The organism is Pseudomonas silesiensis (assembly GCF_001661075.1).
Lineage (GTDB): Bacteria > Pseudomonadota > Gammaproteobacteria > Pseudomonadales > Pseudomonadaceae > Aquipseudomonas > Aquipseudomonas silesiensis.
In genome coordinates, this window is the sequence record NZ_CP014870.1 from 3013048 (window position 1) to 3024880 (window position 11833).

An 11833-nucleotide genomic window follows, 5' to 3' on the forward strand; every position below is an offset into this window, starting at 1 on the left:
CCTTCAGGCAGCATAGCAAACATTACTCATTGCGTGCTTTGGGTGTTTGGCTTTTGCTTTTTTCATTTGTCAGGCGCTGAAGGATATTGTTGTACATAATGGTTCGTCGATGCGTCGTTTCATAACCACCCGCCGCTGCGACAGTGCCCGACTGGATGTGATCAAGATAGTTGAATATCTTGCGTGGCGACAAACGCTCAACAACATAACCAAGTTCGGTCATACGGTCTTGGAGGGTATAGCCAGGCACTCGATCATCCATCAAAAAATTCATGCCGAGCTGTTTGATCAGCTTGCAGTTCCATAATGTACAGAAGCTTTTAAGATAAACCTCCCTGTACGGTTTTGGCTCTCTGGAGCGTAGCCCCATGGAAAGCTTCATACGTCTGAAGTGATGTTTTAACAGTCGCGAACTGAATCGCCAAAGCGTTCTAGCGGTGCCGCGATTTAATTGTTCTACGCATCCAACGGCTACGACATTCGGATTAGATATGCACTTGTTTAACATCATCGAAAACACATTTTTATCGAAAATAAACGTATCAGTGTGCAGCAGGAATACATAGTCAGTGTCGATACGTTCCAACGCCATGTCGAGTGCTTTGCCATGCGCGATATGGCCAAATTCCTTTTCCGGAGTGCTTCGCTCGATCAGATTGATCCAGTCAAGTTCGCGTAAATACGTTGTGCTTTCATCGGCAGAGTAGTTATCAACCACCCATACTGGAATGCCGGTATCGATCGCATATTGGTGCAATAGATCCAGGCAGATTTTGGTAATTTCTGGTGTTTTGTAGTTGACAATGACAATGCTGAATGGCTTTTTGTCTTTGGTGGAAAAATCAGTGCCTTCCATTATGTATTTGCTCGATAGGGTTTTAAAGATAAGTGCGGATAATAGTCGCGCCTGTACAGAGCTGTCGCTTGTTATTATGCTCGCCAAATTAACCTGATCAGAAATCATACCTTTATTAAGTCGCTGGGCAGCTGATGAATGTTTATCGCTAGTATAGCCCCATGGCGAGTAGCGAATACGACTTTAATCGTACAAGATAGCCACTATGTAAGTAAATGTTTTTGAAAGGTTTTTTTACACTTGTAGGTCTGTTAGAGAAATATTCTTGAATGGAAGTGAGTTGGGTTACCGTGCAGCGTCAGATGCATGGTTACTTCATGCGGCGTATCGCATCTGTATAGACTGAAAACGTCATGAATGGAGGTGAGTGACGCCATCAATTCGACTTCCTGATTGTGACATATTTTGAAACAAGCCAACGTCTCAATCGGTTGATCCTCCGGCATGGCAATGCACGAAACGTGGGGGGCGGGCAGGGGAACGCACGCTTCATTAGGTGTTTTTGGAGAGGTGTTTTTGGAGGACGCCCCCGCTAGACCACTGCGCCAAACAAGTGCCCCACCAAGGCCGTAATGCCCATGGCCAGAGCCCCCCAGAAGGTCACGCGCCAGGCGCCGGTCATGACGTTGGCCCCGCCAGCCTTGGCGGCAATGGCGCCCAATATCCCGAGAAACACCAATGACATGCCCGATATCCAGGGCACCACGCTGTGCTCCGGCGCGACAAACGTCACCGCCAGAGGCAGCGCGGCACCCACCACGAAACTGGCGGCGGAGGCGAGGGCAGCCTGCAAGGGTTTTGCGGTGAGGGTGGCGCTGATGCCCAACTCGTCCCGGGCGTGAGAGCCCAGTGCGTCATGGGCCATCAATTGATCGGCCACTTGATGCGCCAGTTCGGGTGATACGCCGCGATGCATGTATATGTTGGCGAGTTCGATGTGCTCGGCTTTCGGGTCGCTTGCCAGTTCTGCCCGTTCGCGGGACAGATCGGCCCGCTCGGTATCGGCCTGGGAATGCACGGAAATGTACTCACCAGCGGCCATGGACATGGCGCCGGCCATCAACCCCGCCATACCGGTGACCAGCAAAGTGGCGTGGCTGGCGTTGGCGGCTGCGACGCCGATCAGCAGGCTGGCGGTAGAGACAATCCCGTCATTGGCGCCCAGGACGGCGGCGCGCAGCCAGCCGATACGATCGCTTCGATGTGCCTCGGTGTGCCTGTGCATGAATTTCATTGTTTAAGGGGACTCCCTGTCATTAGGCGGTTCACGTCGGACGGGTTCCGAGCGGGCCGGCAATCGGCCGTCAGCGGGCTTCAATTTGCGCCTGCAACTGGCCGCCGACAATGGATATTTCTTTGAACTGTTGCCCTTCGCGCAGCACGAACAAAGCATCCATCCCGCGTTCCTGAGCCAGGCGTGGGCCCTCGGTTTCCCCCAGGACCATCAGCGCCGTGGCCCAGGCATCGGCGAGCATGCACGAGGCCGCCACCACGGTGACGGCGGCGAGCGGGTTGCACAGCGGCGCGCCGGTGGCCGGGTTCATGGTATGAGCATAGGAATGACCGGCCACATCGACCCAATGTCGATAGTCCCCGGAGGTCGCGATAGCGGCATCGCCAAGTTCCATCACGCCCATGACTTCACGCACGTCCCGGCTGGGCTTTTCCAGGGCCACGACCCAGCACTGGCCGTCAGGTTTGACGCCCCGGGCGCGCATTTCGCCATCGATGCCGACCAGGTAGCGGGTGATGCCCAAACCCTCCAGGCAACGGGCCAGTTCATCCACGCCAAAACCTTTGGCGATGCCACTCAAATCAAGGTTCAGCGGCACGCGCTTGCGCACCTGATTGCCTTGCGGCTCAACCACTAATGCGGCGCTGGCTAACAGCCGGGCGCGCGGCGCAATCGTGCCGATCGCCTGCTCTGTGACCGTTTGCTCCCCTGGGCCGAAGCCCCAGGCGTTCACCAGGTCACCGACAGCGATGTCGAAGGCGCCGCCGGATTGCTGACTGACGCGCAATGCAGCAGACAGCACCGTGGCCAGATCCTTGGGCACCGACACCCATTCCTGCTCGGGGGCGGCATTGAGGCGGTTGAGGTCCGAGTCGGGTTTCCAGGTGGACATTTGCTGGTCCACCCGGGCCACGGCGCGGGCCAGGCGCTGGCCAACTTCGTCGGTATCGATCCCGGCCCCGGCATAAAACAGGGCGGTGTAGCGGGTGCCCATGGTTTCGCCGTTCAGGCTATAACGCTGCAACTCAGTAGACATCTTCACGGTAGCGTCCTTGTGCCTTGAGGGTCAGCACACTCAGGTTGAGAGGCGCCAACACTTCATCAAGGGCCTGCATCACGCCTTTGGCCATTTCGCGACTGCCACACACCAGCACTTGGGCACCTTTTTCAATCAGCCGGCGCAAGGCCAGGGCATCGCCGATCAGCCGGTCTTGCACGTAGCTGCGGTCCTGGACCTGAGAGAAGGCGGCGCGCAGAGCCGTGAGGCGACGGTCCGACAAGTATTGGTTGAGCTCCGGTTCATAGAGAAAGTCCGAGGCGGGGTTGCGCCCGCCCCAATACAAGTGCATCGGGTGTCGGGCCTTGTTGTTGCGGATAAAACCGGCCAGAGGACCGATGCCGGTACCGGCGCCGATCAGGATCACCGGGTGCGTGCCCGAAGCCGGACGAAATTGCGGATTGGGCTGGATAAAAGCTTCGATCTGCGCGCCGATGTTCAGGCCATGAAGGAATTCCGAACACACGCCACCGTTGTGTTTACGCACACAGATCTCCAGCACTCCGTCCTGGGAGCCGCTGGCCAGCGAGTAGAAACGCGGGACCGGGCTGCCGGGGGGCACAATCCCGACCAGGTCGCCGGCCAGAAAACCCGGCAGCTCGCCGCAGGCTTTGAAGCGCAGGATGTGGGTCGGCGCATTTACCTGTTCGCCATAGGCAATCCGCTCTGTCAGCTGCAATTGATGGGTACGCGGCTGCTGCGGGGTGTGAACCAGCGCCAGCTCCTGCCCCAACACGTCGCCCAACGCATGACCCCAGCGCGCAAACTCCTGAGAGGACTGGCGGTTGACGGTTTCCAACCCCAGCAATGGCGAGCCACCGGCCTGCAACATCGCGTCCTGCACCTGATGGGCGTACTGACAGAACTGCGCAAACTGGCGGTCGCCCAGACCTAGCACAGCAAAGGGCAGGCCGGGTTTGAGGCCGGTTTTGGCCAGCCGCGTCAGGAACTGCGAAGCCGAGGCCGGCGCATCGCCGTCACCGTGGGTCGCGGTGAGGATGAACACCCGTTGGGCATTGCGGTAATCGCCTACCCATTCATTCATTGCCGCGCTATGCACTTGATGGCCACTCTGGTGCAAGGCGTCGTGCAAGGTTTTGGCAAAGCCCCAAGTGCTGTTGTTTTCACTGCCCACCAGAATCACGCTGTCGGCGGAGTGGGCAGGGCTGTTGTGGCGAATGTTCGGGCCAGCCTTGCGGCGACGCCACCACAACAGGATGCCGGTCACGCTCATCAACGGCACGCAGAGGGCGCAGAGCCCCAGCGGCAGGCCCAGCCACCACAGGCCTTCGCCGGTGTGCAGCTGATAGATCCATTCGTAGAGGTTTTGCATCGAGTCGTGGGCTTGATAGGACAACAAGGCGCCGCTGGCCTGATCCACGTAGCCGTCGCCCTGGGCCGTGCGCAGGGAAAACACATCGTGCGGGTTGCCGGGGCTCGGGAAGACCAGCTCGCGCAGGTCGTTCAGGTCGGTGGCCTGTAAGGCTTGCAGCTTCGCCACCGGCAAGGCCGGGCCGGCGCTGACGTGGGCGGGGAAGGCGGGCTCACTCTGACTGCCGTCGGCGATAAAGCCAAAAGTGGTGGCGGACATGTAGAGCCCGCTCAATGCCGACAGCAGCAGCCCGAGCAAGGCCAGTCGCCCGACTTCAGCATGCCAGCGCTGGCTGAAGGTGCCCCGCAGTGGCCGCAGCAGGTTGCGCCAGCCGCCCAGGCGCCGGGCCAGCAATAGCGCACCGGACACCGACAGCATCAGCATGAACAGCGCGCCGACACCCGACACCCCATGGCCCGGCGTGCCAAGAAACAGCGAGCGGTGCAGGTCTTTCACCCACCGTGAGAACGTGGATGGCTCGTAAGGTCCGAGGCTTTTGCCGGTCAATGGGTCGACCTTTTCAGCCCCGGCCTGACCGTTCTGGTTGTAGTAGACGATCACCGTGCCGGACGCTGTGCGCTGGATCTGCTCCACGCCCGGAAAGTGGCTGGCAACGCGCCCGGCCAGTTGGCCGACGTTGAGTTGTCCGGCAGGAGTGGACGTGCTGTGCAGGCGTTCCAGGGCCGGGTCGACAGACAGGATCGCGCCGCTGATGGCCAACAACATGACCAGCAGGGCGGCGATCAGGCCAGGTAGGGAATGGAACTGACGAAGCATGTTCAGCCTCCAGAAATGGCGGGTGCTACAGATCGTAAGTGAAGGACTCGACGTAGGTACTGCCGGTCGCCGGCTTGCCGGCGCCCTTGGATGTCAACGGCACGCTGACATCGGCGCGAGCGTCGCGTTTGTCCTCGACGGCGCTGTCGATGCGGATCTGATACCCGGCATCAATCAGGGTGTCTGCCAGTTCGACGCTGACTTTAAGCGTGCGCCCACTGCCGACACTGGCGCCGCTGACCCCGTCAAACTCGCTCGGGTTCATCCCGCTGCCACGGGCCCAGTCGCCCAGGTGCTTGTAGTACTTGGCTTTCTTGCCGGCCACCCAAAGGGTTTTCTGGTATTGGCCATTGGCGTCGGTCACGTAGATCGCCAGATAGGCATCATTGCCGTTGTAGTCCTTGAGCTGTGTGGTCAAGGTCACTTCACGGGCCTGGGCCAGACCCGGCAGGGCAATGGCGCCGGCAAGGCAGGTGGCTGCGATGATCTTTTTCATGAGGGTGTCCTTTTGATCGTTAGGTCGAGAGCCTGGACCTGCTTGCTGACAGCAACCTGAAGCGCAGGGAAAACTCATCGACAGGTGAGGCGTCATTCGGTGAGCGGGCTGCCGAGGTAATCCCTGGCATCGCCGTCGTCGCGAAAATGGATCTCGAGTGTGCGCAAACGCAGCGAGGCCGGTGAGTAGCTGGCTTCGATGGCGTTGCCTTTTCGATCCAACCCCTTGAGCTCGTAACAACCGTCGTCGACCTTGATGCGTTGCACGCTCCAGCCGTATTGCCGCTCGACCTGCTGACGCAAGGTTTCGCGCGGTTGCCAGTCGCTCACCGGGTCGCTGCAATCGTCATCGGCCAGGGCGTAAGCACTGAGCAGCAGGCTCAACAGCGTGGCACTGGCAATAAAACCTGATTTCATGATCTGTCTCCTGCCGAGGTCGGCGTCTGTGGCATACCCTAAGGTGCATTCCTGACAACCAGCTGAATCTTCAGATTCACGTCAGGTAAGGCGATTAAGGTGCTGCACGACAACCATCACAGGGGGTGCCAGATGCGGGTTTTATTGGTCGAGGACGCAGCAGGGTTGGGGGAGGCGGTGCGCGAACAGATCGCTGATGATGGCCACGCCGTCGATTGGGTGCAGCGCCTGGATCATGCGCGCAATAGCGTGCGCACTACGCCTTACGACCTGATCCTGCTGGACCTGATGCTCCCGGATGGTCGCGGGCTGGATTTTTTGCGTCAACAACGCTCGGCAGGAGACGTGACCCCGGTGATTATCCTGACTGCGCAAGACCAGATTTCCGATCGTATTGCTGGCCTCAATGCTGGCGCCGACGACTACCTGGTCAAACCGTTCGACTTGTTTGAACTCTCGGCCCGTGTGGCGGCGGTGGCCCGGCGTTACAGCGGCAATCCCAATCCGCAGATCAAGCTCGGTGATTTGCAGGTCGACATGAGCGCCCGCACAGTGCAGCGGGCCGGCGCAACGGTGGACCTCACGGCGCGAGAATGGGCGCTGTTCGAGGCCTTTGTGCAGCGCCCCAGCGCGCTGCTGTCCAAGTCGCAACTGGAAGAGCGGCTGTATGCTTTCGGCGCCGAAATCGAGAGCAATACCATCGAGGTCTATATCAGCCGTTTGCGTAAAAAACTCGGGCGCGACCTGATTGAAACCGTGCGGGGCATGGGCTACCGGTTGATGTCCGCATGAAGCCGTCGTCAAGCCTGCAAAAACGTCTCGGCCTGGGATTGACGCTGGGCACCACCTTACTGTGGCTGGCGGCGACCGTCGGTGCCTGGCTGGTGGTGCAACATGAATTGAACGAGGCGTTCGACAGCGCGCTGGAAGAAACCGCGCAGCGCATCCTGCCCCTGGCCGTGCTGGAAATCAGCAACCGGGAAAATCCCCGTGAGGCGCAACATGTTGCCACCCTGAAAATGCACAAGGAATACCTGACGTACCTGGTGCGCGATGCCCAGGGCCAAATCCTGATGCAGTCCCACGACGCCAACCCGAAGATCTTCAACCAACATCCGGCCGAAGGCTTTTCAACCACAAAAAAATACCGTCTGTACGGCGCCAGTGCGCTACGTGAAACAGTGTTTATCGAGATTGCCGAACCTCTGGAACACCGCCGTGAAGCGGCACGTGAAGCGTTGCTTGCCTTGTTGTTGCCATTATTGGCGCTGATTCCCATCAGCCTGTTGGGCACGTGGTTGTTTGTGCGCATCAGCTTGCGCAGTGTATTGGCCTATCGTCGTGCCGTGGAGGCTCGAGGGGTAGGTGATCTGTCGCCGATCAGCGGGGCGCGATTGCCGGCGGAAATCGCACCACTGGCGGAGGCGGTCAATCATCTGCTGGAGCGCTTGCGCAAGGCCTTGGAGAGCGAACGCAGCTTTACTGCCAACAGCGCCCATGAACTGCGTACGCCACTGGCGGCGACCCTGGCGCAAATCCAGCGACTGCACCATGAGGCGCCCGAGGGCCCGTTGCGAGTACGTGCGGCGAAAATCGAAAACGCGTTGCGCGACCTGGCGCGACTCTCGGAAAAACTCATGCAACTGGCCAAGGCCGAAGGCGGTGGCCTGTTGTCCGAAACGCCTCAGGACCTGATTCCGTTGCTGGCCCATGGGGTCGACGAATGGAACCAACGCAGCGGCCAGCGCATTGCGCTGCAGTTGCCCAACCAGGCTTGCGTTTACTCGACCATCGACCCGGACGCTTTCGGCATTTTGCTGCGCAACCTGATTGAGAATGCGCTGAAGTATGGTGCAGCGGATCAACCGGTCGAAGTCAGTCTCACCGAACAGGCCCGACTACGGGTGATCAATGGCGGCCCAGCGGTGCCGGCGCCGGTTTTGCAGCACCTGACCGAGCGCTTTGTGCGAGGTCACAGTGAGATCAGCGGTTCAGGCTTGGGCTTGGCGATTACCAAAACCATTGTGCAGGGAGTCAATGCGAGAATGAATTTGGTCTCGCCAGCAACAGGTCGTCGCGACGGTTTCGAGGTATGCGTCTGGTTACCGCTCGCATCAACTATTGAAGTCTGAGGTCACCTTGGCAGCCGCTCGCGTGCTCGACGCAACCCGCTCTCCACGTTCAACCCTTCACGCACGGACGCCGGAACCTTGGGATTGCTCACAACGGCCTTGCCCAGCGCAGCGTCGGTGGGAGCCAGAAGAGTCGCCAGTATTGCCAATTCCAACGGCGGTACCTGTGGGAACAGCCAGATGCCGACCAGCCAACCACTAAGCATGGCAGCCCTATCATCAATAAGCGCAGCGGCAATCCTTCGTGCGCTCTTAGGACTTTAAGGTTGGCGTTGGCTGCATCTAATAAAGCTCAGGAATTCAGTGGACTTTGACGGAAGGCAATGGACTGTTTTTTCTGGTAATTTATTGTTTTTAAACGATTTAATGGAAGTCTGTGGAATTCACTTGAAGACTATCCGGATCCCCAAAAAACATTTTGACTGGGCTCTAGGGCGGTGGTTTCAGGCTGTAAAAAATTAGTGATGCCCCCATTTTTGCCCCCAATGAAACGGAAGGCCTGCGCGGCCCCGGGAAGAAGCTCGGCCCAGGGCCTGATTACCCTGGCCACCTACGGCGTTGGCATGCTGATCGGTTTCTGGGTCGCGGGCCATGTCTCTGATTACTACGCCACCCCTGCGGGTCACCAGTGGCAGAGCATCTGGTTGTTCCCGGCGTTCTTTTCCCTGGGTGTGGTGCTGGTGTTCATGTTTGCCTTTCGCGATGCGCGGCGGTCTGAGTTGGCGCCTGCCAAGGCTTGAGCGGTTATGACTTGATAACAACCCACCATGAAATGGCGATGCGCGGGGCGGGCGAAAACTGAATGGCGAACCGAATGCCTTTCAGAGCCCCGCGTTGGACAGTGCGATATCAGTCGTGAGCGAGTGACACCGAGAGATCACGCCACGCCGCCAGTTCCTCATGACGCTTCTGAAGTTCGTCTTTAAAAGTCACGTGTAAGCCCAAGGGGGCAACCTCAAGTGCCAGGCATTCAGTGATGCCCTCGACCCCATATCTGGTCGCACAATAGGCCGAGGCAACTCACCCTCTGTAAACGACCGCGTGGTCCGCTGACTGTCTGAAATGCTCAGAAGAATCCTTGGAATAGGCAGTGATGCCGACAAAACGGGCAAATGATCCCGGCAGGTGCGCCGCATACTGAAACCAGGATTCACCCGGGGTATCGACGGGTTTAACCAACGTCTATCCCATGGCAGCAATTTACAGATAGGACCCGATCATGCAGCAGGATAATAGAGGCACATCAGAAAACGCATTCCAGGATCATCCAGGCTTCAGTCGCCGTAACGTTTTGATTGGCGGGGCGGTCGTTGGGGCCGGTTTGAGTGTTGCACCGCTGTCCTGGGCAGCCTCACCGGATAGCGCAAAAGGCGCTGGCAGCTCAGTGAGCGGAGTGCGAGTCACAAATAAGCGCAAGCTTGGTTCGCTGGAAGTCTCGGAACTCGGTGTCGGGTGCATGAACATCAGCGCCAATTATGGGGCGCCTGCAGACAAAGAGCAGGGCATCAAGGTCATCCGAACGGCCCATGAACAGGGCGTCACTTTTTTTGATACGGCCGAAGTGTATGGGCCGTACACCAATGAAGAATTGGTAGGTGAGGCGCTTTCCCCGTTTCGTAACGAGGTAGTAGTCGCGTCAAAATTCGGTTTCGACATGGATGCCGGCGGCGCACTCAATAGTCGCCCGGAACATATCCGGAAGGTGCTTGAGGGCTCGCTGAAGCGGCTGCGCACCGACCGTATCGATCTTTACTATCAACACCGAGTCGATCCAAACGTACCGATCGAGGATGTTGCGGGTACGGTCCAGGACCTTATAAAAGAGGGCAAGGTGTTGCACTTCGGTCTCTCGGAGGCAAGTGCAAGCACCATTCGCCGAGCGCATGCCGTTCAGCGTGTGACTGCGGTCCAAACCGAATACTCCGTCATGGAGAGAAGCGTCGAGCACAACGGAGTACTTGATACCTGTGAACAACTGGGTATCGGTTTCGTGTGCTGGGGCCCGCTGGGCATGGGCTTTTTACCCGGCACACTGAATGGCAGTACACGGTTCGACGCCAACACCGATTTACGTTCCGGGTTTGAACGATTCACGCCTGAGAACCTGTCAGCAAACGAGCCGATCATTACTTTGCTCAGGAAGTTCGCACAGGAAAAGCATGCCTCTCCTGCCCAGATATCGCTGGCGTGGTTGCTCGCGCAGAAGCCCTGGATCGTCCCGATTCCAGGCACGCGCAAGCTCGATCACCTTCAAGAGAACCTGGCATCCGTCAGCGTGAAGCTGACGGCCGCCGAACTGATGGAAATGGATGCAGCTCTGGCAAAGCTAAAAGTGCACGGTGGTCGAATGAGCCCAATGCATATGCGTGCCGTCGACGTCACCCAGTGACCGTCAGAATGTGAAAGCCGCTGAAGGCGTCCAGTAGCGATTTTCCTCCACCCGGCGCGTTTTGGCGCGGGGTAGAGAAGGGCGTCATTGATCAACCCATTTGTATCAGGTACTCAAATGAATCAGGTTACGCGTAAGGTGTTCGAGCCGTTTGTGTTCGACAACGGAATCGAGTTGCGCAATCGCGTGGCAATGGCCCCCATGACAACGTGGGCCGGCAACGCGGACGGTACTGTTTCCGACGAGGAAATTGCTTACTACCAGCGTCGGGTAAACGGTGTCGGTCTGGTGATCACCGGTTGCACGCACGTGCTCGCCAACGGTATTGGATTCACCGACGAATTTGCAGCGTTCGACGATACATTCGTTCCCAGTCTCAAGCGATTGGCCAAGGCCGCGAAGAGCGGTGGTGCAACGGCAGTGCTGCAGTTGTTCCACGCAGGTAACAAGGCCGTTTTGGAGTTGGTGCCGGACGTTGTCAGCGCCAGTGCAGTGAGCATTGACGCAGGGCCGTTCAGCGTTAGCGCTACCCCACGCGCAATGACCCAGGAAGAAATCCACGACGTTATCCTGGCGTTTGGTGAGGCGACACGTCGTGCCATCGAGGCTGGATTTGACGGCATAGAACTGCATGGCGCCCACGGATTTCTGATCCAGAACTTCTTTTCTCCAAAGTTCAACCAGCGCGATGACGAGTGGGGCGGCTCACTAGAGAACCGTCTGCGTTTTCCATTGGCGGTTGTGCATGAGGTTCATCGAGTCATCAAGGCACACGCTGATCGACCGTTCCTGTTCGGCTATCGCATTTCGCCAGATGAATCTGGCGAAAATGGATTGCGCATCGACGACACCTGCGTGCTTGTCGATGGACTGATCGAAAGCGGTATCGACTATCTCCACGTCTCGTTGGGAAGCGTGCTGGAAACGGTGACTGTCGACGGACAGGGCGACCAGACCACGGCGAAGGTGATTCTGGATCATGTCGACGGACGCATTCCAGTGATTGCCGCCGGGCAGATCAAGACGCCCCGCCAAGCCGAGTAAGCGCTTGAACTCGGCCTGTCGCTCGTCGCGGTTGGACAGGGCCTTGTCATAAATCCTGAC

11 protein-coding genes and 1 pseudogene are annotated in these 11833 nt (G+C 58.3%); 5 read left to right on the forward strand and 7 right to left on the reverse strand.

The window, feature by feature from the left end; genetic code table 11:
* Positions 1–22: 22 nt before the first annotated feature.
* From PMA3_RS13545 to PMA3_RS13570, 6 genes are all read right to left on the reverse strand, one after another.
* The gene (locus PMA3_RS13545) at positions 23–856 is read right to left on the reverse strand and encodes a glycosyltransferase (RefSeq protein WP_064677627.1); all 834 of its coding nucleotides are present in this window, start codon (positions 854–856) and stop codon (positions 23–25) included.
* Between the two features lie 532 nt (positions 857–1388).
* On the reverse strand, positions 1389–2090 hold the full coding sequence (locus PMA3_RS13550; protein WP_064677628.1) for a VIT1/CCC1 transporter family protein: 702 nt from the start codon (positions 2088–2090) through the stop codon (positions 1389–1391).
* A 70-nt stretch (positions 2091–2160) separates the two neighbouring features.
* Positions 2161–3126, reverse strand: coding sequence for an FAD:protein FMN transferase (locus PMA3_RS13555; protein WP_064677629.1), 966 nt, complete (start codon positions 3124–3126; stop codon positions 2161–2163).
* Positions 3116–5296, reverse strand: coding sequence for a PepSY domain-containing protein (locus PMA3_RS13560; RefSeq protein WP_064677630.1), 2181 nt, complete (start codon positions 5294–5296; stop codon positions 3116–3118). Before PMA3_RS13560 ends, PMA3_RS13555 begins: the two co-directional genes overlap by 11 nt.
* Positions 5297–5321: 25 nt before the next feature.
* A complete protein-coding gene (locus PMA3_RS13565) occupies positions 5322–5792 on the reverse strand; it encodes a DUF2271 domain-containing protein (RefSeq protein WP_064677631.1) in 471 nt (156 codons plus the stop codon).
* A 92-nt stretch (positions 5793–5884) separates the two neighbouring features.
* Positions 5885–6208, reverse strand: coding sequence for a PepSY domain-containing protein (locus tag PMA3_RS13570; RefSeq protein ID WP_064677632.1), 324 nt, complete (start codon positions 6206–6208; stop codon positions 5885–5887).
* 132 nt (positions 6209–6340) lie between these two features.
* On the opposite strand from PMA3_RS13570, the gene PMA3_RS13575 reads away from it, so the two are divergent.
* Positions 6341–7000: a response regulator transcription factor gene (locus PMA3_RS13575; protein ID WP_064677633.1), complete on the forward strand. Its 660-nt coding sequence runs from the start codon at positions 6341–6343 to the stop codon at positions 6998–7000.
* Positions 6997–8340 carry a sensor histidine kinase gene (locus PMA3_RS13580; protein ID WP_064677634.1) on the forward strand — a complete coding sequence of 448 codons (1344 nt, stop codon included), beginning with the start codon at positions 6997–6999 and terminating at the stop codon, positions 8338–8340. The genes PMA3_RS13575 and PMA3_RS13580 overlap by 4 nt, the downstream gene beginning before the upstream one ends.
* Positions 8341–8342: 2 nt before the next feature.
* Here PMA3_RS13580 and PMA3_RS13585 read toward each other — a convergent pair whose 3' ends face one another.
* On the reverse strand, positions 8343–8546 hold the full coding sequence (locus tag PMA3_RS13585) for a hypothetical protein (RefSeq protein WP_064677635.1): 204 nt from the start codon (positions 8544–8546) through the stop codon (positions 8343–8345).
* A 309-nt stretch (positions 8547–8855) separates the two neighbouring features.
* On the opposite strand from PMA3_RS13585, the pseudogene PMA3_RS13590 reads away from it, so the two are divergent.
* From PMA3_RS13590 to PMA3_RS13600, 3 genes and pseudogenes are all read left to right on the forward strand, one after another.
* Positions 8856–9080: pseudogene (locus PMA3_RS13590) on the forward strand (MFS transporter); the annotation flags it as partial.
* A gap of 479 nt (positions 9081–9559) precedes the next feature.
* Positions 9560–10729, forward strand: a complete 1170-nt coding sequence (locus tag PMA3_RS13595; RefSeq protein WP_082930322.1) for an aldo/keto reductase — start codon at positions 9560–9562, stop codon at positions 10727–10729.
* A 117-nt stretch (positions 10730–10846) separates the two neighbouring features.
* Positions 10847–11773 carry an NADH-dependent flavin oxidoreductase gene (locus PMA3_RS13600; RefSeq protein ID WP_237140715.1) on the forward strand — a complete coding sequence of 309 codons (927 nt, stop codon included), beginning with the start codon at positions 10847–10849 and terminating at the stop codon, positions 11771–11773.
* The last annotated feature ends 60 nt before the right edge of the window (positions 11774–11833 follow it).